Below are 20,565 nucleotides of genomic sequence, written 5' to 3' on the forward strand. Positions count from 1 at the left end.
GAAAGAAAGCGGGAGCCCGGCTCAGGCGCCCAGTTCGGTGCGCACGTCCAGCAGCTCCGGGAAAAACTCCAGGTCCAGCGCCTTCTTGAGGAACGACACGCCCGAGGAACCACCTGTGCCGCGCCGATGTCCGATGATCCGTTCCACGGTTTTCATATGGCGGAAACGCCACATCTGGAAACTCCCCTCCACATCCACCAGTTGCTCGCACATGTGGTACTCAGGCCAGAATGTCGTTCGGTTTTCGTAAATGCGCTTGAGCACGGGCAGCAGACCCTCATGCCGCTTATAAGGCTGCGACCAATCGCGCTGCGTCAACTCGCCAGGCACCGCATGCCCGCGGCGCGCGAGATAGCTCAGGAATTCGTCATACAGGCTCGGTGCGTCCAGCACCTCACGCAGCGCGGCCTGCGCCGCAGGATCGTACGCAAACACCTGCAACATCTGGGCATTCTTGTTGCCCAGCAAGAATTCGATCTGCCGATACTGCAACGATTGAAAGCCCGAGGACGTGCCCAGCACGCCACGGAATTCCAGGTATTCGGAGGGCGTCAGCGTTTCAAGCACCGCCCACTGCTCGAACAATTGGCGCTGCACATGCTTCACGCGAGCCAGGATCTTCAGGCATGGATCGATCTCATCGCGGCGCAGATGCGCCACGGCCGATTTCAGCTCGTGGATGACCAGTTTCATCCACAGTTCCGCCACCTGATGCTGCACGATAAAAAGCATTTCATCGTGATGCGGCGGATCGCTCAGCGGCTGCTGGGCCCCCAGCAACTGGTCCAGGCGCAGGTAGCCGCCATAGGTCAGTCGTCCGTTCAGGTCGAGTTCGATGCCGGCCTCAAGGTCGCGCTGGTTCTCGGTCATATCGATCCGGGGTGCGGAAAAGTTCGCATGTTACCCGGTGTGAAGACCAACGCCGTACCAGTGCGCATGCTGCACCGTGCCTTGCGGCGCAACATGCCCGCCTGTAACAATTTTGCTCTTGCTCAGGGCTTTACGTCCGCTGCTGGCCCCACTGGATGGGCCGCCGACGCCCCGGCACCCCAATCCCTACCATTACTCACTCCAGGAGCGAGTCGTGTCCATCGCCGCCAAGTTTGAAATCGAATACCTCCAGTATCTCGATGCTGAAGGTAAGCAGGTCCGTGACGATCTGCCTGAATTTGCCAAAGATCTCAACCACATGGTTGAGCTGTACAAGCTGATGCTATCGACCCGCGTGTTCGACGCGAAGTCGGTCGCCCTGCAGCGCACCGGCAAGCTCGGCACCTACGCCAGCTGCCTGGGCCACGAAGCCGCTCACGTCGGCATCGGCAGTGCCATGAAGCCCGAGGACGTGTTCGCACCGAGCTACCGCGAATACGGTGCACAGCTCTATCGCGGCGTGCAGCCGCGCGAGGTGTACATGTACTGGGGCGGCGACGAGCGCGGCAACGACTACCAGAAGGAACCGGCTCGCCACGACTTCGCGTGGTCGGTGCCGATCGCTACGCAGTGCCTGCATGCCGCCGGTTCCGCGTTGGCGTTCAAGATCCGCAACGAAAAGCGCGTGGCCGTGTGCACCATCGGTGACGGTGGTTCGTCCAAGGGCGACTTCTACGGCGCCATCAACATCACCGGCGCACAGAACCTGCCGATGGTCGCGGTGATCGTCAACAACCAGTGGGCCATCTCGGTGCCGCGCAAGATCCAGACGGGTGCGCCGACGCTGGCGCAGAAGGGTATTGCGGCGGGCCTGTTCTCCATCCAGGTGGACGGCAACGACATCATCGCCGTGCGCAAGGCGATGGAAGACGCGCTGGACCGTGCACGCAACGGCCAGGGTGGCAGCGTGCTGGAGCTGGTCACTTACCGCCTCTCCGACCACACCACTGCCGACGATGCACGCCGTTACCGCGGCGAGCAGGAAGTGAAGGACGCCTGGGCGAAGGAGCCAATGAAGCGCCTGCGCAACTGGCTGGTAGCCAAGGGTGTGTGGGACGACGCGAAGGAAGAAGCCTGGAAGGCCGAGTGCGACGACTGGATGGACAACGAGGTGAACGCCTACCTCGAGACCAAGACGCAGCCCGTCACGGCGATGTTCGACTACATCTTCGCCGAAGTCCCCGCCGATCTCGCCAAGCAGCGCGATCTCGCCATCCAGCTCGACAAGAAGGCCCATTAAGTCATGGCACAGATCACCCTTATCGAAGCCGTCACCCAGGCTCTCGCGTATGAAATGGCGCACGACGAAAGCGTCGTGGTGCTGGGCGAAGACGTTGGCGTCAACGGCGGCGTGTTCCGCGCCACCCAGGGCCTGCAAGAAAAGTTCGGCGAGCTGCGCGTGCTCGACACGCCGCTGGATGAAACCACCATTGCTGGCGTCACCGTGGGCCTCGCCGCCCAGGGTATGAAGCCGGTGGCTGAAGCGCAGTTCGAAGGCTTCATCTACCCGATGATGGAGCAGATCGCCTGCCACGCCGCGCGTATGCGCAACCGCACGCGCGGCCGCATCACCGTGCCGGCCGTGTGGCGCGCACCGTGGGGCGGCGGCATTCGCGCGCCGGAGCATCACTCGGAAGCGAACGAACATCTGTTCACCAACATCCCGGGCCTGCGCGTAGTGATGCCGTCGTCGCCGGCGCGTGCTTACGGCCTGCTGCTCGCCGCCATCCGTGATCCGGATCCGGTGATGTTCTTCGAGCCCAAGCGCATCTACCGTCAGTACAAGGAAGAAGTGCCCGATGATGGCGAGGCCTTGCCGCTCGACGTGTGCTTCGTGCTGCGCGACGGCACCGACGTCACCCTCGTCTCGTGGGGCGCGCAGGTGAAGGAAGCGCTGGAAGCGGCCGACGCACTCGCCGAAGAAGGCATCAGCGCGGAAGTCATCGACGTTGCCACGCTCACCCCGCTGGACTTCGACACGATTGCCGAATCGGTGCAGAAGACCGGTCGCTGCGTGATCGTGCACGAAGCCCCGAAAACCGCGGGTTTCGGCGCGGAAATCGCCGCACGCCTGGCCGAAGAATGCATGTACGACCTGCTCGCGCCAGTCGAACGCGTCAGTGGCTACGACACGCACATCCCGCTGTTCCGCCTGGAAATGAAGTACATGCCGAGCGCCGAACGCGTGGTGGATGCCGCCAAGCGCGCGCTGGCAGCCAGCTAAGAACCGCCTACGAAGCGTCATTCCGGCGAAAGCCGGAATCCAGTCAAAATACGTTGTGCGAAGCACACAAAACCTTCCGCGACGACCACGCATCTTCGCTACTGGATCCCGGCCTGCGCCGGGATGACGTTCAAAACCGAAACATCCAAGCCTGATTACCGGAACCAACTCATGGCCGACATCAAGACTTTCTACCTACCCGACCTCGGCGAAGGCCTGCCCGACGCCACTATCGTCGAGTGGCACGTGAAGGAAGGCGACACCATCAAGCTCGACGCACCGTTGTGCTCGATGGAAACCGCCAAGGCCGTCGTCGACGTGCCCTCCCCGTACACCGGCAAGGTGACCAAGCTGCACGGCGCCGCCGGCGACATTATCGAAACCGGTGCCGCGCTGGCCGAGTTCGAACCCGACCCGAACGCCAAGCAGCGTGCGGAAGCCGAATCGACTGGCCATCACCACGGCCCGAAGAAGGGCGCCGGCAGTGCCGCTGCCGAGCCGAAGAAGGTTGTTGCCTCCGATGAAGGCGGCGAGATCGACAACGGCACTAGCGATCGCGAAGACGAAGGCACCGTCGTCGGCGCCATGGTCTCCGGCAGCCACGTGCATGTGGAACAGGCAAGCAGCGTCGGCGGTGTGAAGGCCGTACCGGCCGTGCGTGCGCTCGCCAAGAAGCTCAAGGTCGACCTGACTCGCGTCAAGCCGACTGGCGCTGACGGCGTGGTCACCATGGCCGACGTCAAGAACGCCGCCGCCAACGGCAGCGCAGCGCTCGGTGCCGCACCGGCCCGCAGCGTGCCGGCATCCGCCGGTCGTCACCTTGCCCCGCAGTTGCCCGAGCCGGAGCCGTCCCGCACAGCCACCTCGCTCGCCGGCAAGCCGGTGCGCACGGCCCCGCCGAGCGTGCAGGCCAGCGGCCAGCCGGAACAGCTCAAGGGCGTTCGCCGCAACATGGCGCGCGTCATGGCCGACGCCCACGCCCAGGTGGTCCCGACCACGCTGGTGGACGACGCCGACCTGCACGCCTGGATCGGCAAGCAGGACATCACCGCCCGCCTGATCCGCTCCATCGTGGTTGCGTGCAAGACCGTGCCTGCGCTCAACGCATGGTTCGACGGCAAGAACCTCACCCGCACGCTGCATCCGCATGTGGACATCGGCATTGCCGTGGACACCGAGGAAGGCCTGTTCGTGCCGGCCCTGCGCAACGCCGACGTGCTCGACGGCGCTGGCATCCGCGCAGCCATCAAGCGCCTGCGCACGTCGGTGGAAGATCGCACCATTCCGGCGTCGGAGCTTTCGGGCTACACCATCAGCCTGTCGAACTTCGGCATGTTTGCTGGCCGCTACGCCACGCCGGTCGTCGTGCCGCCGTGCGTCGCCATCATCGGCGCCGGCAAGCTGAGCCATGACGTGGTAGCCGTGATGGGTGGCATCGAAGTGCATCGCCGCATGCCGATCTCGATCACCTTCGATCACCGCGCTGCCACCGGTGGCGAAGCTGCCCGCTTCCTCAAGGCGTTGCTGGACGATCTGTCCGCGCCGAACTGAGCGTTGGCACGTTGAACAAAAAAAGCCCCGGTCATACCGGGGTTTTTTTTGCGTCCGTCAACGTCGGACCTCCGAAATTCTCGAACATCGTCCACTTTCCTCACCGTCATTCCGGCGAAAGGGATAAACGGTGAGGGCTCTCAATACCGCTGCACGAAATAATTCATCGTGTGATCCAGCGCCTTGCGCCAGCGCTGTTCCAGTGCGAGGTCATACGCCGGATCGTGCTCGCGAATGGCCATGAGCAACGCCTCTGTCCAATACGGATACAACGCCGGCGGCACCGGCGCATGGCCACTTCGGCTATGCGCGCAGGTCATCTGTTCCATCGTGCGCTTGGTCAACGTGCTGCCACCCGCGTGCGCAATGGCTGCACTAATGCCCCGACGCAGCGCGATGTACTGCTTACTGAAGTCGGTGTCCTTGAACAGCTCCGGCACATCCGGATGGCTGGACATGAATATCTCGTAGAAACGAGCAATGAATTTCCCATGCTGCAAGCAACGGCCATAGCTCGTCTGCAGATCGTCGAACGTGTCGCTCATGCTTTTTCCGTGCGATACCTCAGCGCGGAAAACTAGCATCTGTCGCCATAGGTAACCTTGAGGCACATAGTCGCGACGATGTGGCCAGGAACGTCGCACCTGTGGCGCGCCGGCACTTCTACGTTCTGGTCATGCCGACTCGCTTGCGTTCGCGTTAACGCAATTTATTAGGCAGATACATCGTTCGGCAGATATACGCTCACCCCGCTCGTCTTCACACTGCTCTGACAAAACGATAAGTGGCGAAGGAAGGTTGCCCCTCTCCCTCCACCTTTGACGGACGTGTTCATGGATGAGCAACGATCGGTTGAGCACGCTCCTTTTCGGCCGTCCGATGCGACACCGGAAAATGCGACAGCCACAGGCAAGGTTGTCCACCTACTCGCTCAGGGTGAAGCCTTTCTTCTTCAGCGACGGTGGCAGGACGCCGAGCGATTGTTTCGACATGCACTCACCCAAGGGCATGCCGATGTATCCATCATCGCGCTGCTCGCCCGAACCCTTCTGGCGCAGGGCAAGCTGCGCGAAGCGCGCGAACTGATCAACAGTCAGTCCACTGCTACGGCGTTCACTTCACCCGCCATGCTGCTCCTGCGCGCGCAGATCCTTCTTGAGATGGGTGAGCGACAGGACGCCATCGTCGCTTTTCAGTACGCCATCGCCGCCGCACCCGACAATGGCAACGCGCATATCGGGCTTGCCGTCGCCTTGGGGCAGGATGGCCAGAGCCGGGCTGCCCATGCCTCGGCCACGATGGCCATCACCCACGGGGTGGACCATGCAGGGAGCCGATCCGTACTGGCGCGCTCGCTGTACGAAATGCATCGCTACGGCGACGCCGAAGCGGAGTACCGCCGCGCCCTGAAGCACTCCCCATGGAACATCGGCACGCACATATCGTTGGCGGAACTGATCTGGCTACGCACGCGTGATGTATCGGCAGCGCTGGTGGAAGTCGATCGCGCATTGCTGCAACTCCGCGATAGCCGCGCGATGGACCTTCGCTTGCTGCGAGCCCGCATGCTGTTCGCGGCAGGCGATCGTGAGAAAGCGCTGGAACAAATCGAGCAATGGATACCGTCGAACCCTAACCATCTGCCGCTGCGCATCCTTGCCATCAAGTTATGGATCACCATCGACCCCGCGCGAGCAGCGCAGCACGCAACGCATGCCATGCAACTGGCTCCCGGCCACACCGGCGTTATCGGGCTCTATGGGAATGCGATGCTCGCTGCCGGCCATCCGGAAACCGCCGCCCAGGTCGCGCAACGCCTGCTAGAAGGAAACCCGCATGACAATCACGCGATCGCCTTGCAGGCTGCGGCGTGGCGATTGCTCGGCGATCCACGTCATCTACCGTTCCATGACTACGCCTCGCTCGTACGAAGCTGCATGCTCGACATCCCGGACGGCTGGTCCAGCCTCCCGCACTATCTGGACACGTTGGCCGACGAACTGCGCCACGAGCACGAGTTGCTGGCCGAACCGCTGGAGCTAAGCGTTCGCGGCGAGACGCAGGTCGAACATCGCACCACGGAAACTGAGATGCCGGCCGTACGTGCGTTTCCCAAGGCGGTGAACGGCGCTCTGCGGCGCTACATAAGCGCGCTGGGAATCGGCGATACCGCTTGGCACCGTCGCTCAACGGGTCATTACCGTCTCGCGGGTCTCTGGTCCGTGCGCCTGAAGTCCCAAGGTCATCACGTCAGTCACTATCACGGCCAAGGCTGGCTCTCGTCGGCGTGCTACGTGCAGATGCCCAAGGCAGTGAACCAAGGCGGTGGACAAGGATGGCTGAAATTCGGCGAGCCTGGCCTTGCGACACGGCCTGCGCTGGGTGCCGATTACTACGTGCAACCCGTCCCCGGCATGATCGTGTTGTTTCCATCGTGGATGTGGCATGGCACCGTGCCATTCACCGGTGCCACCGACGAACATCGACTCACTATGGCGTTCGACGCCGTGCCGGCAACAATACCTTGAGCCCGTGGAAAGCCTCGGGCTGATCGCCGCGCCCTCCGGCGATCCATGCAGATTGACGGGGTATCGACCCTGCAGCCGCTATACGACAGTCTCGTGTCGCCATCGGAGTCGTTCATGCATCACAGCCGGCTATGCACCCTCGTGCTCGACTGCAAGACCGATGACCTCAGCAAGGCGGCCACGTTCTGGAGTCACGCTCTGGGTAAATCCATCGTCACCCTCGATCAGGATGGTGACGGCAAGTACGCCGAGCTCGCCACCGAGGACGACGAACCGATCATCCTGCTGCAGCGCGTGGATCATGAGAGCCGCGTGCATCTGGATATCGAAACGGACAACCTGGAAGCCGAAGTCGAGCGGTTGGAGAAACTCGGCGCCACGCGCGTCGCTTTCGTGCGCGATCGTTGGTGGGTGATGGAGGCGCCGAGCGGGCACCGCATTTGCGTGGTGCGTCCGCAGCGCGAACGCTTCGGACCACACCTCAATCGCTGGGAATGATGTGCGCCTTTCCGCGAAGCAGCATCAGTAGTCGCGGATATCCAGCGCGACAAACCCACGCACGCTGTAGCCCTGCTCACTCGCTTGCCACGGCAGCGATGCGAGCAACCGGTCGCCCGCAGGCCACGGGGCGTTGTCCAGCAGCGCCTCGGCACTAACCGTGCCGTCATCGCCACGACGATAGAACAGGCGCACCCAGTGCAGCTCAGGATTCAACGCTGCGTCCTGCAACGCGGCACGTAGCGCAGGCATGAGTTCCGAAGGCGGTTCAACGCCGTCCTTGCTCGACAACCAAGGCCCCACGAACACGTCCCAAGTGCGTATGCCGAAATCCCAGCCGTACAAGGTCATGCGACGGTCGTCGGTGACGTACCAGCATGCCGCCAGCAGCACGTGGAAGATGCCTTCCTCGAACGCGCGCAGCGCATCGAGGCAGCCTGCCTCGCCACCGCCGACGCCCGCAAAGCTCTCTTCGATATGGCGGTCTTCACTCAGCACCACATCGACGTCCAGACGCCCCGGCTCGCCGGCTGCGCCTTCAAACCAGCTTGCGCGCACGGCGGGGAAATCGCCGTCCGTCATCAGCCATTCTTCGTCCGGCTCCAGTTCGACGTCGTGACGCTCGAACAGACGCAGGAGGTATCGCTGGAGATCCGAATCTTGCATGACTGCTTCCGCCTTTAATGCGCCTGAGGGCGCCACACCAACTGACGCACGATCAGCGCCAGCACCAACACCACCACGCATGCCCCATAGCCATACAGCGCCGGCAGCACCTGCTGCCAGATGGCGCCGCTGGACGGGCCGTACTGGCCCACCGCAGGCACCGCTGCAGTATCGAACGCACTGCCTGCACACTCCACCGCCGCAAAGGCAGCGAGCAGCAGTGCAGCGACGTCAAACCAACGACGCAGGCGCGTGCGCGGCAAGCTCTTAGGATAGGCCCAGAAAGCCCACCCGAGAATCAGCAGCCAGGGCGCCAGCAACAGAATGGCCAGGTAACGCATGCGTCAGTTCACTCCCTGAAGGCCGTAGGCCCCTTATTCCTGCGCGGCAAGTTGGTCGAGCGCGCCGCGCAGGCGAACCAGTGCTTCGTCGCGCGCTTGCTCGCCGTCATAAGCGGGCGTAGCTCCAACTTCCTCGCCATCGATCTCCAGCACCAACGCCTGCGGTAGCACCTGCACTACAGCCGCTGTACTGCCCAGATCCTTGATGCGCTTCTGCATGGCACCGGCTGCCTTGGGATCGGCAAACGAGCGCGACAACAGCAGCTCCTCGCCTTCCGAGGAGAACAGGCGGAAACGGAAGCTACCATCCGCATCGCGGAAACTTGCAAGGCGCGGCGCTTTGCCGCCCTTCGCGGTGGCTGTCTTGGACGCAGTCGCCTGCGGCGCCACCGAGGAGCCCGAACGCAGGCCGATGGCATCACGCAGCTCGGCAACCTTCGGCCCCGCGATGGCGCGCGCCTTCTTGGCGCCTTCGTGCAGGATCTCCTCGATCACTGCCGGGCGCGCAATCAACGCGTCGTAGCTCTCGCGCATCGGCGCAATTTCCACTTCCAGACGCTCGAACAGCACCTGCTTCGCCTCGCCCCAGCCCAGCCCGTTGACGAGTGCCTCGCGGAACGCGGTGGACTCAGCCTCGCTGGCGAACGCGCGGAAGATGGTGAACAGCGAGGAGCTGTCCGGATCTTTCGCCTCGCCCGGCAGGCGCGAGTCGGTGACGATGCGCATGATCGCGTCGCGCAAATGCTTCTGACCACCCGCAAACAGCGGGATGGTGTTGTCGTAGCTCTTGGACATCTTGCGGCCATCCAGGCCCGGCAGCGTCGCTACCTGCTCCTCGATCACCACTTCCGGCAGCGCGAAGAACTCGCGGCCGTAGATGTGATTGAAGCGCTGTGCGATATCACGCGCCATTTCGATGTGCTGGATCTGATCGCGCCCCACCGGCACCTTATTCGCGTTGAACGCGAGGATGTCCGCCGCCATCAGCACCGGGTACATGTACAGGCCCGCGGTGACGCCGGCATCCGGGTCTTCGCCCGCTTCCGTGTTCTTGTCCACGGAAGCCTTGTACGCATGCGCGCGGTTAAGCAGACCCTTGGCGGTGACGCAGGTGAGGAACCAGGTCAGCTCCGGGATCTCCGGAATGTCCGACTGGCGATAGAAGGTGACCTTCTGCGGATCGAGCCCGGCGGCCAGCCACGTGGCGGCAATCTCAAGGCGCGAACGCTCGATGCGCTCCGGATTGTCGCTCTTGATCAGCGCGTGGTAGTCGGCCATGAAGTAAAACGCATCGACGTCGTCGCGCTTACTCGCGGCCACGGCCGGGCGGACGGCGCCGACGTAATTGCCAAGGTGCGGCGTGCCGGTGGTGGTGATGCCGGTAAGTACGCGGGTCTTCATGTTCTCTTCTTCGTATCGTTATTGTTTGTTGTTATCAGCGGATCAGCGTGGACTTGCCGAACAGCGATTCGACCAGATCCACTGCGAGGCGCGCGGTCTGGTTCTTCTTGTCGAAAGCGGGGTTGAGTTCGACGATGTCGAGCGAACCCACACGCCCCGTATCCGCAATCATCTCCATGCAGAGCTGCGCCTCGCGATAATTCGGGCCGCCACGCACCGTGGTGCCCACACCCGGCGCAATGCTCGGGTCGAGAAAATCCACGTCGAAGCTGATGTGCAGGTGCGTGTTCTCGTCGATGCCGGCCAGCGCTTCTTCCATCGTGCGCTTCATGCCCACTTCGTCGATATGGCGCATGTCGAAAATGCTCACCTGCGACTCGCGCACCAGGCGCTTCTCACCCTCGTCCACCGAGCGGATGCCGATCTGGCGGAACACCGCTGCCGAAGTAGCCGGCACATGGCCGCCCATTTCGATCAATTCCTTCGGCCCGTTGCCACACAGGCAGGCCACCGGCATGCCGTGGATATTGCCCGAGGGCGTGGCTTCCGCCGTGTTGAAGTCAGCATGCGCATCCAGCCACAGCACGCGCAGCGTCTTGCCTGTGTCGCGGCAATGGCGCGCCACGGCGCTGATGGAACCGATGGCAAGGCAATGGTCACCGCCCAGCATGATTGGCAGGCGGCCATCGGCCAGCTCCGCGTAGATCGCCTCATGCACGGCTTGGTTCCAGGCGACCACTTCCGGCAGATGGCGATAGCCATTTACCGGCGGCTGCCACGGGTTGAGCGGCCCCTGCAGATTGCCGCGGTCAACCACGTCCAGCCCACGCCGCGTGAGCCTCGCGGCCAGATTGGCCACCCGCAATGCTTCCGGACCCATGGAAGCGCCGCGATGCCCCGCACCGATGTCGGTGGGAACGCCGATCAGGGAAAGTGCCTTGTTGACCATGAAAACCTGCAGTGTGGATACGGGAAGTACGAGACGTCTTAGTGTGCCAGAGGCAGATGGCGTTGCCGCCACCCATTCAGGCTGCCGTCCAGCACCCGCACGTGGGAATAACCGAGGTCGGTGAGCGTCTGCTGTGCCTTCGCGGCGCGCTTCCCGGAGACGCAATACACCACGATCTCACTGTCGCGCGGCACGCCGAGCACGCCCGCGCGGCTGGCCAGCTGTTCCACCGGGATATTGAGCGCACCGGCGATATGGCCGTCGGCGTATTCGTCGGTATGGCGCACGTCCAGCAACACCGGCGCCTGTCCTGCCTGCTGGCGTTGCAGCAGTTGCGCGGCGTCCATCGGCGCATCCGCCGCCATGGCAGAGCCCATGCCCACCAACAACCACCCTGCAAGCAGGGCAGCCTTGAGCCTGCGGGACCGTGGCCCCCGGCCTGGCGAAACGCACTGAAACACCGCCAACACCTTGAATGTCATGAAGTAATGGACAAGCCGGAAGCCCGGCCACCGCCCATAGTAACGTCAAAGGCACCCAATATTCCCCGCCGGGTGCTGGAGATCGCCCGTTATTCCAGCGAGAGCTGGAAGCACTCGGCAACAGGAAACTGCTTTGTCAGTGCTTCGCCAAGCGGAAGTGCCTGGCGCAACCTACGCGAAGTTGACGCCCGTGATGTCGGCCCCGCTACACCATGCCGCGAATCTTCCCTTCCGCGTGGATCGCAGCGATCAGTTCAACCGATGCATCCGACCACCGCTCGACAGCAGCGCCATCCCGAACAATGGTGTCGTGCACAAACCCGAAGCGATCACCGTCTCGCCAGACTTGGGCGATATAAGCCAAGTCAGCCGGTGTCTTGGTAATGGTGAGCTCGTAGTGAAATGTCGATCCAGCATGGTTGAACCGATGCGTCGATCTCGCCACGGCATAGCCCCACAATCCTTGGTGGCGCACATATATGCCAGCGCAAAAGCACTTCGAACACTCTGCCGAACGGTCTACGCCGAGATCAAGGAAACGTGTACTTGGAACGTAGATCGATCAAAGCGAATGAGTGGCAGTGCTTTCAGAGAGCCAGCTCATTGCCAATGTCTACGCACTCTCGCCGCCAAGTAGTGAGTATCGCCAACATAGCTGGGCTCACAACCGCGAGTATCTCGAAATAAATACACGCCACGCATACCAAGTCAGCAAGAATGATTAGTGAACCTGACCCCGTTCTTGCTCGACAGCGCTACCTTCGCCCTGGTGGCGATATTCAAGATTTGTCCAATTGTCTTTGCGGGTGCACGGCTGTATTAGAAGACCTTTCAAAGGAGCGCAGCGCAATGGCCTCAATGGAAGATCACTATGCTGTCTGTATGCCATGCCGGCTCAGAAATGAGGCCCGCAAAGCTGAGGCGCGCGCAAATCCTCCGACGCCGCACCCTGAGCCCGCGCCGCCGCCGTCATCGATATATGACCCAAATCTCTACTACGCACAATTGCAGCTTGTGCGAGAGGGCGACGGCGGCCCCGTGCCGAATCTGCCCTATGAGGCAATACTAAGCGACGGAACGCGCGAGTGTGGCGCGACAGATGCCAATGGTTTCACTGCGATAATTTGCACTGCGCGACCGCTAGCCGTTCAGCGCGTCACGCTGACGTCGCCAGCCCAGGCTAGGACATTACCGTGCTGCGATGCCCCTTTAGACAGCACAGATGGCGAGCGAATTTATTTAGACGCTGGCAGCAATGTGTTTGCTTACACTGCCAAAACAACGACCGAACCCGCCGTTACCCGTCTACCCGTGCCTAAAGGCCGAGCCCGCGCCTTGACGGCCGGCGAAAGAAGCCATCGCGCGAACAGTGTTCGGCGATGGTGTCGACTACTCAGAAGTAAAGATTCACAATCGTGGAACGTTGCTTTTTTTGGGGTTTCAAGACAGCGATACAGCAGTAACGCCAAACGGCGAAATGTTCATGCCTTCCAAAATCTATCGGGACGATTACTCACAGGGCACAGACGCAGATAGGCGTCTATTCATGCACGAAATGGTTCACGTCTGGCAATTCCAAATGGATTACCCGGTGAAGCGCAAGGCGTTGACGGTGACAATTCACAGGGCATCCGCCTATCGCTACACACTGACACCAAATAGTCGTCTAAGTGATTTCAACATGGAGCAGCAAGGCAATTTGATGTCTGACTACTACATGATTTGTATCTATCGGCGCGCTCAATCTGCCTACAATCCTCACACGCACCCGGCATATCTCTATCAGGTGATGCAGCCGTTCGTTAACCCGACCGATCCCCGTCACTTACCGAACGTGAATCTATGAAGCGCTTCTGCCTGATTTCCATTGCGCTGTGGGTCGTTATCGCGCGCAACGCCGCAGGACAGGATGCGCCCAAAGGCTTGCCGTCGTTGACTATCAAGCAAGCCGACAACGTCCCAGCCGCCTGCTTGCCTATCCACAATGAAGCGTTGCCACTTCTCGGTGCTGCAGTTGGGCCGCTTGATGGCGAGTGGCCGCCGGAAGAATGGGCGATAGTCAGGCAACCTAGCGGTAAGGCATTCATACTAAAGCCGGGAGAGTGCATTACCTACGGAGCGACGTTAAACGGATATAGACAAGAAGGCGGGGGGCATCCGTTAGTTGCGGGCGCGACATATGAATTCATCGTGCGTAGCGGCGACAAACCCTCACGATGGGATGAAGGGCTCTTTTTAAGCGTGTTCTGCATCGAGCAGCAGGCTGACGGTTCGCGCCGAATTCTCCCCTATGTTCTTCACGACGATGGCACGGCGACCTATCCGCGCTGCGGAAGATATATAGGCTGGAAAGCAGCGCCGAATAGCTTTATTCCATCTGACTATCCGGCTAGCCGAGAGTAAACGGGCTACAACCAAAAACGGGGTCAGGCTCACTTTCCACAAAGCAGGCCAGCAAATTTCGTAGCCGTTGGGATGGCCGCACTCGCCCCAACAAAAAAGGCCTGCGCAGACCAAGTCCGCACAAGCCTTTCTGTTTATCTGGTGCCGGCAGCAGGAGTCGAACCCGCGACCTACTGATTACAAATCAGTTGCTCTACCAACTGAGCTATACCGGCGAAGGGTGGCAAGTCTAGCAGGCCTGTGTGGCCGAGCGCCAAAGATGGATCAGAAGCAGCCGGTGCTGTGGGAGCCGACGCCCTTGACGCGGTTGCGCCAGTCGGCATGGCCATTGTCGGCGATGACCACGTCCAGCCAGTACTCGGGCACGGTTTCGGTGCGTTCGGTCATCTGTGCAGGGAAGCCGGCGGCGACGACTTGTTCGCGGCGGCGGCGGGCGTTGGCGGGGTCTTTGAACAGACCTAGGGACACGGTGTTGGATTGGTCACCCTGGCCGACGACGAAATAGTCGCCCACGTTGGCGGCGGCGAGGCGGCGGCCGAGTTCCAGCGCCTTGTCGCGGCTACCACCGCCCGGCAGATAAACCCACCAGCCGGCGGTCTGGGTGGTCTGTTCCTGGCGCGAGCGCATGCGCGCGGCCTGGTTGGTTAGCGCGACACGGGCGTTGCGCATATCCGTCTGCGTGGCGAAGGGACCCAGCGCCATACAGGTATAGGTGTTGGGTCGCGGCGGTTGCGGCGGCGCGGGTGCCGGCTCCGGCGCGCGAGCCTGCGGTGTCGGACTGGAGGCCGGGGCAGAAGGCGCGGCGGCCGTCGACGGCGTGGCGGCAGACGATACGGGTGACGCGGGCGTCGGAGCGGAGGATGGCGCGGCCGGGCGCTCGCTCAGCAGGTGCAGTTCTGGCACACCGCTATCGGTGGCGGCACGACCATGCACGTCGTCCTGGCCAAGCAACAACCACGCGCCCACTGCGATATTGAGTGCGATCAGCAGGACAAAGAGCAGGCGCAGGAACATCGGCGATCCGATCAGGCGAGCGGCGAAGGAGCAGCCATTTTAGAGAGACTGCTCGACAGGTGTATGTGCGTCCGACCACACGGACAATCCACGCAGCACGCTGTCCTGGCTGAGCCGGGACGGTAGGGCGATCAGCGGTGCCAGCGATTCCGCGTCGCCGCCACCCAGGATCAATTGCGGCGCACCGCCCAGCGACGCAGACATGTGCGCTACGAAGCGCTCGACCAGCGCGGCAGCCGCCTGCCAACAGCCGGAGGCGACGGCATCGGGCGTGTTGTCGGCGGCCTCGAGCACCCTGCCCGGCCGGTCGACCAGTACACGCGCGGTGGCGCCCAACAGGGATTGCTGCATCAACTGCGGTCCGGGCGCGATCAGTCCGCCCAGGTGTTTTCCGTCTGCATCGAGCGCGTCTAGCGTCAGCGCAGTGCCGACGCCAGCCAGCACGCATGGCGCCAGCCCTTCGGCGCGGGCGGCCACCATGCCAAGGAAACGATCCACGCCCAGGCGACCGGGTTCGGGATACGCGTTGCGCACGCCGCAAGCTTCGGCAGGCGTGCGTAGCCAGGTCGTCGTCCGTTCGAAGCGGGTAGACACCACGGCGGCGATTTGCGCTTCGCGCGCACCGTCCACGACGGAGGCACCAAACACGTGATGCGGCGCGGGCAGGTGGCGCCATGCGTCGTGCAGCGCGAGCACCACGTCATCGTTCCACGCCACCGCACCCTGCGCGTGCCACTGCGCGCCATCACGCAGGGCCCACTTCAGACGCGTGTTGCCAAGATCGAGCAGCAGCCTCATGCGCGACGCACCGTGACGTCGGCGCTATCGATGCGATGCAGGCCATCACTGGCTTGCAGTAGCAGCGCACCGCGCTCGTCCACACCTGCGCCGACGCCTTCCAGCACGCCGGCTGCACCCTGTACGCGCAGCGCTTTGCCATGCAGCAGGTCGTAGCGAGCGTATTCCGCGACGAAGGCGGCGAAGCCTTCGCGCTCGAACTGTTCCAATCCTTCAGCCAAGGCTGTGACCAATGCGGCGGCGACGCGGTTGCGATCCGGCGCTGCGCCGGCCAGTGTCGTCAGGTCGTTCACCGGCTGACCCGCCTGTTCGTGCAGAGCCGAGGTAAGCCGCACGTTGAGGCCCACGCCAATGATGGCTGCGCACGGCCCCTGATATTCCCCGCCCAGCTCGACCAGGATGCCAGCAAGCTTGCCGGCGTCGCTCAGCACGTCGTTGGGCCACTTGAGGCCCGCGCCCTCGATGCCCAGCGAGGTCAGCGTGCGCATCACGATCACGCCCACTGCCAGCGACAGCCCTGACAAGGCAGCGAAACCCGCGTCGAAGCGCTTGAGACAAGACAGGTAGACGTTGAGCCCTGGTGGCGACAGCCAGCGGCGACCACGGCGGCCACGACCTGCGGTTTGGGTTTCTGCAAGCACCATGCTGAGGTCGGGTAGATCCGCCTGTCGGCGCTGGATCTCACTCGAGGTCGAGTCGATCTCCCAATGCAGTTCCAGCGTGCCAAGACGCTTGCGCACGGCGGCAGGCAGCGCGGCTTTCAGGGCAGGCAAGTCGAGCAGTTGGACCGGCCACAGCAAGCAGTAACCCGCCGTACCGCGTGATTCCACCGGCACGCCGCGCGCCCGCAAAGCCTCGATCTGCTTCCAGATGGCGGCGCGGGTTACACCCGCACGCTCGGCAAGCTGGGCGCCGGACACCATGCCGCCATCCGCCAACGCGACCAGCAGCTCCTGCGCCTGCATTACGCGGCGTCCCGGGCCGACACGCCACGACGGCAGCGCCCGCAGGAAAAGGGAAACAGGGAGATAGGACGTGACATTCAATAATTCTAGCTTGCCGGCGCGACGCCTCGCAGCGTCAGCGCACTGTAAGTCGCATGACTTCTGGGACTCGCGGGCTCCGTAAGGTCGAAATAGGTGGCACTGGTATCGCCCCCTTTTTTCTGCCAGCATCGGGATCTTGGATTGCGGATCAAGGGGTTGAACCGCCATGGGTTTCGGGAAGATCTTGTTTGGTTGTGTTCTGTGTGTCGGCAGCCTGAGTGCTGCATCGGCCATGGACGCGGACAGCCAGGATCTGGGCTCGATGCAGCGCACGGTGGACAGCAACTCCAACCATGAAGGCGCAGGCAGCAGCAGTGGCGGCGACGCCCTGGGCCTGCCGCGAGAAACCACAACCGCACCCAGTTCATCCTCGTCGTCGTCCGGCGACAATTGCCCGCAGAACACCCCGGCCCGTGGGGCGCGCGGTCGCCAGAACCGCGTCGGCTGGCAGTCGTTGTTGCCGGGCTCCATCCAGTAACTCCAGTACCCGTGCCCGCTGCCTGGTGGCGGCGCCTCCGCGCCTACCTGACGCCTCCTCCGCTTGCCGATGAACCTTGGCGCCAAGCGCTGTGCGCTTGTCCGCTTGCGCAACGGTTGGATAGCGAACGTCAGCAGGAGCTACGCCGACTGGTAGGTGTGTTTCTCGCACGCAAGCGCTTTCACGCACTCGCCGATGCCGAACTGAGCGACGACATGTGCACCCTGATCGCCATGCAGGCCTGCATGCCCGTGCTGCGACAAGGGCCGAAGTCGCTGCGAGGCTGGCGCGACATCCTGGTGTATCCCGGCGAGTTCAAGGTGAAACGCAGCCACCATGACGACCGCAGCGGCGTAGTGACCGAAAGCGACGACGTACTGATCGGCGAAGCGTGGGAACGCGGCCCGCTGGTGCTCTCGCTGGCCGACGTGCAGTTGGACCTGGCCCAACCATGGGACGGCTACAACGTGGTCGTGCACGAGATAGCCCACAAACTCGACATGCTCGACGGCCCGCCCGACGGCGTGCCAGTGCTCCCACCGCATATTCCTCGGCGCCAGTGGATCGTCGCGTTCCAACGCGCCTTCGACCGGCTATCCAACGATGTGGCGCGCGAGCGCGAGACCTTGATCGACCCCTACGGCGCAGAAAGCCCGGACGAGTTCTTCGCTGTAGTGAGCGAGCTGCACTGGTCACAGCCGGCGACGTTGCGCCGCGCAGATGCAGTGGTGGCGGATTTGCTGCAGGCGTACTACGGGCCTTCGTCGGCACCGGGGTGAGATGGGTTTGGCCGTCTAAATGGGGTGTGAGGCTAGATTGCCCCCTCACCCCAACCATCAACCCGGCGGAAACTTCACACTAAACCGCGCCCCATTGAACTCCGGCGACCGATCAACCACTAGCTCGCCACCGTAAGCACGAATGATGTCCTGCACGATCGACAAGCCGATCCCGTGCCCTTGTACGCGCTCATCACCACGCACGCCACGCTGCAGCACGCTCTCAATCTTGTCGTCGTCGATACCCGGACCATCGTCCTCCACGCTCAGCCACAGGCCGGGTCGCTGGCGTCCCGCCACCGGGCGCATCTTCACCACTAGCAGCACGCGGTGACTCGCCCACTTGAAGGCGTTTTCCAACAGATTGCCCATCAGCTCGAGCAAGTCACCCTGCTCGCCGTAGAACGAGGCGTTGTCGTCGATATCGAATTCGCACAGCACGTTCTTGGCGGCGTAGACCTTCTCCAGGCTTTGCACCAGGTCTTCCGCGTGCCCTGCAATGGGAATGGCGGTGGTGGCGAAGGTCTGGCGGCCTGAGGTTGCCGCGCGCGCGAGCTGATATGCCACCAGCTCGTCCATCTTGCGCACCTGCTCCAGCACCTGGTTACGAAGATCAGGCGAATCGCTTTCCAGGCCCGAACGGATCACCGCCAGCGGCGTTTTCAAGCTATGCGCGAGATCGGCCAGCGTGTTGCGTGTGCGCACGCGCTGTTCGCGCTCGCTATCGATGAAGGCGTTGATGCGCTCGGTAAGACCGGTGAGCTCCTGCGGATACTGGTCGCCCAGATGCTCGCGGTCGCCGCGCTCCACGCGCGACATTTCGTTGGCCACTTTGCGCAAGGGCGTCAGGCTCCAGCGCAGTAACAAAAGCTGCAGCAGGATAAGCATCACGCCCAGCGAGGCCAGCCAGAACACAAGGCTACGTCGGAATACCGCGTTGCGGCCTTCGAGCTGGTCTTCGGTCTGCGCCACCATAAAGGTGAGGTGCACCGATTTCTTCTCCGACGTATCGAGCGCTACGCCGTAGATGTAGTAATACAAGCGCCCCATGCGCGTATCGACGGGGCCGACAAACTCGCCCTCGCCCGGCGCAAGCGGACGCAGGAAAGCGAAGTCGCGCCCGATAGCCGACGGCGATTCCCATTTGAAACCGCCGTCGCCGATGGTCACGGCGTAAAGACCCGAACCCGGTCGCGAGAAACTCGGATCGGGTGGCGTATCGGGCAGCAGCACTTTGCCGGAGCGACCGACTTCGGTGCCCGCCAGATAGGCTACGACGAAATTCTGAAGACGATCCTGCAGTCCCTTGCGCGAACTATCGGCAGCTGTACGCATAAGCGTAAGGCCGACCACGCCGAGGAATGCAGCCAGCACGAAGCCAGTCGCCAACGCCGCACGCGCCGCCAGTGAGAACGGGCGGCGCGGCGGGGGCGAATCATTCGTCTTCGGCTTCGCTGCGAGGGATGGCAAAGCGGTATCCGCGTCCACGTACCGTCTCGATGGGCTTGAGGTTGCCTTCCGGGTCCAGCTTCCTGCGCAGGCGGCCGATGAAGACCTCCAGCACATTGGAATCGCGATCGAAATCCTGCTGGTAGATGTGCTCAGTCAAGTCGGCCTTGGAGACCAGCTCGCCCGCGTGCAGCATCAGGTATTCGAGCACCTTGTACTCGTAGCTGGTCAGGTCGACCACCTTGCCTTCCACGGTCACCGTCTGCGCGGTGGTGTCCAGCTTGATCGGGCCGCAGGCCAGCACCGGCTTGGACCAACCGCTGGCGCGGCGCACCAGCGCGTTGATGCGCGCCAGCAGTTCTTCGACGTGGAACGGCTTGACGAGGTAATCGTCGGCGCCGTGCTTGAGGCCTTCCACCTTGTCCTGCCAGCCGCCGCGGGCGGTGAGGATCAGGATGGGGTAACGCTGGCCGGCCTCGCGCAGCGCCTTGATCAGGTCCATGCCCGACATCTTCGGCAGGCCCAGGTCGATGATGGCCAGATCGAAGGGCACTTCGCGCCCCATGTACAAGCCTTCTTCGCCGTCCTGGGCTGCATCGACGGCAAAACCATCGCGCTTCAGGCGTGCGGCGAGGGTCTCGCGCAACGGCGCCTCGTCCTCAACCAAAAGAATGCGCATCAGTGTTTCTCCTTGTTGCTTCCACCGTCAGTGGACGGGTTCTTGGTCGGATCACCGGAAGCCGGCCCCTTGCTGGCATCCGTGGTTACGGTCACTACGCGTACGTGCCCCGTCGGCGTGAGCACTTTGACGCGGTGTTCGAACGAACTGCGGCCCCGACGCACGGTGCTGGCGGACAATACCTTGCCGCCGGTCTCGTGCTGTACCTGGGTCACGGCCTGCTCCAACGACATGGCTGGCTCGTTGGATTGCGCCGCCCAGGCGCTTGCGCCCGTCGAGCACGCCAGCAGCCAGACCAAAGGGCGCAGGATTGTTTTCATTTTGTTAAACAAGCCCGTAACACCTGCGG

Annotated in this window: 23 protein-coding genes and 1 tRNA gene; 9 read left to right on the plus strand and 15 right to left on the minus strand. The window is 62.8% G+C overall.

Annotation, left to right across the window (positions count from 1 at the left end; genetic code table 11):
• Positions 1 to 21: 21 nt before the first annotated feature.
• The gene (locus DYST_RS10605; protein ID WP_239952099.1) at positions 22 to 876 is read right to left on the minus strand and encodes a tryptophan 2,3-dioxygenase; all 855 of its coding nucleotides are present in this window, start codon (positions 874 to 876) and stop codon (positions 22 to 24) included.
• Positions 877 to 1,084: 208 nt separating this feature from the next.
• Here DYST_RS10605 and pdhA point away from each other — a divergent pair, with 208 nt between their 5' ends.
• The 3 genes from pdhA to DYST_RS10620 all read left to right on the plus strand — a co-directional run bounded on the left by pdhA (position 1,085) and on the right by DYST_RS10620 (position 4,705).
• A complete protein-coding gene (gene pdhA, locus DYST_RS10610) occupies positions 1,085 to 2,170 on the plus strand; it encodes a pyruvate dehydrogenase (acetyl-transferring) E1 component subunit alpha (protein ID WP_102301988.1) in 1,086 nt (361 codons plus the stop codon).
• Positions 2,171 to 2,173: 3 nt separating this feature from the next.
• The gene (locus tag DYST_RS10615) at positions 2,174 to 3,154 is read left to right on the plus strand and encodes an alpha-ketoacid dehydrogenase subunit beta (RefSeq protein ID WP_239951774.1); all 981 of its coding nucleotides are present in this window, start codon (positions 2,174 to 2,176) and stop codon (positions 3,152 to 3,154) included.
• Positions 3,155 to 3,325: 171 nt separating this feature from the next.
• Positions 3,326 to 4,705: a dihydrolipoamide acetyltransferase family protein gene (locus tag DYST_RS10620; protein ID WP_239951775.1), complete on the plus strand. Its 1,380-nt coding sequence runs from the start codon at positions 3,326 to 3,328 to the stop codon at positions 4,703 to 4,705.
• Positions 4,706 to 4,845: 140 nt separating this feature from the next.
• On the opposite strand, the gene DYST_RS10625 is transcribed toward DYST_RS10620, so the two are convergent.
• Complete coding sequence (locus tag DYST_RS10625; RefSeq protein WP_239951777.1) at positions 4,846 to 5,250, minus strand: globin; 405 nt, start codon at positions 5,248 to 5,250, stop codon at positions 4,846 to 4,848.
• 288 nt (positions 5,251 to 5,538) lie between these two features.
• Between DYST_RS10625 and DYST_RS10630 the strand changes: the two genes are divergently transcribed.
• Both DYST_RS10630 and DYST_RS10635 read left to right on the plus strand, forming a co-directional pair.
• On the plus strand, positions 5,539 to 7,233 hold the full coding sequence (locus DYST_RS10630; RefSeq protein ID WP_239951779.1) for a tetratricopeptide repeat protein: 1,695 nt from the start codon (positions 5,539 to 5,541) through the stop codon (positions 7,231 to 7,233).
• Between the two features lie 114 nt (positions 7,234 to 7,347).
• Entirely contained in the window at positions 7,348 to 7,731 is a 384-nt protein-coding gene (locus tag DYST_RS10635; protein ID WP_239952100.1) for a VOC family protein, read from the plus strand.
• A gap of 24 nt (positions 7,732 to 7,755) precedes the next feature.
• Here the strand turns inward: DYST_RS10635 and DYST_RS10640 are convergent, their stop codons facing one another.
• The 6 genes from DYST_RS10640 to DYST_RS10665 form a co-directional block, all read right to left on the minus strand.
• Positions 7,756 to 8,397, minus strand: coding sequence for a DUF6348 family protein (locus tag DYST_RS10640; protein WP_239951780.1), 642 nt, complete (start codon positions 8,395 to 8,397; stop codon positions 7,756 to 7,758).
• A gap of 14 nt (positions 8,398 to 8,411) precedes the next feature.
• Complete coding sequence (locus DYST_RS10645; protein WP_102301982.1) at positions 8,412 to 8,738, minus strand: hypothetical protein; 327 nt, start codon at positions 8,736 to 8,738, stop codon at positions 8,412 to 8,414.
• Positions 8,739 to 8,771: 33 nt separating this feature from the next.
• Entirely contained in the window at positions 8,772 to 10,139 is a 1,368-nt protein-coding gene (locus DYST_RS10650; RefSeq protein WP_239951781.1) for a tryptophan--tRNA ligase, read from the minus strand.
• 34 nt (positions 10,140 to 10,173) lie between these two features.
• Complete coding sequence (gene rocF, locus DYST_RS10655; protein WP_239951782.1) at positions 10,174 to 11,088, minus strand: arginase; 915 nt, start codon at positions 11,086 to 11,088, stop codon at positions 10,174 to 10,176.
• Positions 11,089 to 11,126: 38 nt separating this feature from the next.
• Complete coding sequence (locus DYST_RS10660) at positions 11,127 to 11,465, minus strand: rhodanese-like domain-containing protein (protein WP_239951783.1); 339 nt, start codon at positions 11,463 to 11,465, stop codon at positions 11,127 to 11,129.
• Positions 11,466 to 11,775: 310 nt separating this feature from the next.
• A complete protein-coding gene (locus tag DYST_RS10665; RefSeq protein ID WP_146010453.1) occupies positions 11,776 to 12,045 on the minus strand; it encodes a hypothetical protein in 270 nt (89 codons plus the stop codon).
• Positions 12,046 to 12,939: 894 nt separating this feature from the next.
• Between DYST_RS10665 and DYST_RS10670 the strand changes: the two genes are divergently transcribed.
• Together DYST_RS10670 and DYST_RS10675 are read left to right on the plus strand one after the other, a co-directional pair.
• Entirely contained in the window at positions 12,940 to 13,416 is a 477-nt protein-coding gene (locus DYST_RS10670) for a hypothetical protein (RefSeq protein WP_239951784.1), read from the plus strand.
• Positions 13,413 to 13,973 carry a hypothetical protein gene (locus DYST_RS10675; protein WP_239951785.1) on the plus strand — a complete coding sequence of 187 codons (561 nt, stop codon included), beginning with the start codon at positions 13,413 to 13,415 and terminating at the stop codon, positions 13,971 to 13,973. The genes DYST_RS10670 and DYST_RS10675 overlap by 4 nt, the downstream gene beginning before the upstream one ends.
• A 139-nt stretch (positions 13,974 to 14,112) precedes the next feature.
• On the opposite strand, the gene DYST_RS10680 is transcribed toward DYST_RS10675, so the two are convergent.
• From DYST_RS10680 to DYST_RS10695, 4 genes are all read right to left on the minus strand, one after another.
• Positions 14,113 to 14,188: transfer RNA gene (locus DYST_RS10680), tRNA-Thr, on the minus strand.
• Positions 14,189 to 14,237: 49 nt separating this feature from the next.
• Positions 14,238 to 14,987: an SPOR domain-containing protein gene (locus DYST_RS10685; protein WP_239951786.1), complete on the minus strand. Its 750-nt coding sequence runs from the start codon at positions 14,985 to 14,987 to the stop codon at positions 14,238 to 14,240.
• A gap of 39 nt (positions 14,988 to 15,026) precedes the next feature.
• Positions 15,027 to 15,785, minus strand: coding sequence for a type III pantothenate kinase (locus tag DYST_RS10690; protein ID WP_239951787.1), 759 nt, complete (start codon positions 15,783 to 15,785; stop codon positions 15,027 to 15,029).
• A complete protein-coding gene (locus tag DYST_RS10695; RefSeq protein ID WP_239951788.1) occupies positions 15,782 to 16,750 on the minus strand; it encodes a biotin--[acetyl-CoA-carboxylase] ligase in 969 nt (322 codons plus the stop codon). The genes DYST_RS10690 and DYST_RS10695 overlap by 4 nt, the downstream gene beginning before the upstream one ends.
• A 247-nt stretch (positions 16,751 to 16,997) precedes the next feature.
• Between DYST_RS10695 and DYST_RS10700 the strand changes: the two genes are divergently transcribed.
• Both DYST_RS10700 and DYST_RS10705 read left to right on the plus strand, forming a co-directional pair.
• On the plus strand, positions 16,998 to 17,309 hold the full coding sequence (locus DYST_RS10700) for a hypothetical protein (RefSeq protein ID WP_239951789.1): 312 nt from the start codon (positions 16,998 to 17,000) through the stop codon (positions 17,307 to 17,309).
• A gap of 11 nt (positions 17,310 to 17,320) precedes the next feature.
• Positions 17,321 to 18,088 carry a zinc-dependent peptidase gene (locus DYST_RS10705; RefSeq protein WP_239951790.1) on the plus strand — a complete coding sequence of 256 codons (768 nt, stop codon included), beginning with the start codon at positions 17,321 to 17,323 and terminating at the stop codon, positions 18,086 to 18,088.
• A gap of 57 nt (positions 18,089 to 18,145) precedes the next feature.
• Here the strand turns inward: DYST_RS10705 and DYST_RS10710 are convergent, their stop codons facing one another.
• The 3 genes from DYST_RS10710 to DYST_RS10720 are packed head-to-tail and all read right to left on the minus strand — an operon-like array spanning position 18,146 to position 20,449.
• On the minus strand, positions 18,146 to 19,558 hold the full coding sequence (locus DYST_RS10710) for an ATP-binding protein (protein WP_102302161.1): 1,413 nt from the start codon (positions 19,556 to 19,558) through the stop codon (positions 18,146 to 18,148).
• A complete protein-coding gene (locus DYST_RS10715; RefSeq protein WP_102301970.1) occupies positions 19,524 to 20,216 on the minus strand; it encodes a response regulator transcription factor in 693 nt (230 codons plus the stop codon). Before DYST_RS10715 ends, DYST_RS10710 begins: the two co-directional genes overlap by 35 nt.
• Positions 20,216 to 20,449, minus strand: a complete 234-nt coding sequence (locus DYST_RS10720) for a PepSY domain-containing protein (RefSeq protein WP_233202313.1) — start codon at positions 20,447 to 20,449, stop codon at positions 20,216 to 20,218. The genes DYST_RS10715 and DYST_RS10720 overlap by 1 nt, the downstream gene beginning before the upstream one ends.
• Between the last annotated feature and the right edge of the window lie 116 nt (positions 20,450 to 20,565).

The organism is Dyella terrae (assembly GCF_022394535.1).
Taxonomy (GTDB): domain Bacteria; phylum Pseudomonadota; class Gammaproteobacteria; order Xanthomonadales; family Rhodanobacteraceae; genus Dyella.